Raw genomic sequence first — 411 nt, forward strand, 5'->3', positions numbered from 1 at the left:
AATTTCGGGAGCATGTACTATTACGACCTGAAGGAGTTCGCCCGCTACTTCGATCGCCACCTGCTCATCGATCTCGAGTTTGGCGACGTCGTCGACGTTCCGGCGGTGCCGTCAATCGTCAAGGACCGGCCGATCCGTAACGACAACGGCAACGCCGTGATCATGAAGCTCGACAAGTTCCGCCATTTCAACATGCCAAAGGACAATCTGTCCTTCGCCGACAAGCGCCCGATGGCGGTCTGGCGCGGTCATTTCAACAATCCGATCCGCAAACGGTTCGTCGATGCCGTGCGCGACCTGCCGTCTTGCGATGCCGGCTCGCCCAAGCCAAGCGCCCCGGAGAACTATCGCAAGCCGTATCTCACGATCGCGCACCAGCGGCAGTTCCGCTACATCGTCTCGCTCGAAGGC

The 411-nt window shown here is 59.6% G+C and carries 1 pseudogene; it reads left to right on the top strand.

The features are described 5' to 3' along the window. A pseudogene (locus EOA60_RS37150) lies at positions 1-411 on the top strand (lipopolysaccharide biosynthesis protein); the annotation flags it as partial.

The sequence above is a fragment of the Mesorhizobium sp. M1A.F.Ca.IN.020.06.1.1 genome (assembly GCF_004023265.1).
Classification (GTDB): Bacteria; Pseudomonadota; Alphaproteobacteria; order Rhizobiales; family Rhizobiaceae; genus Mesorhizobium.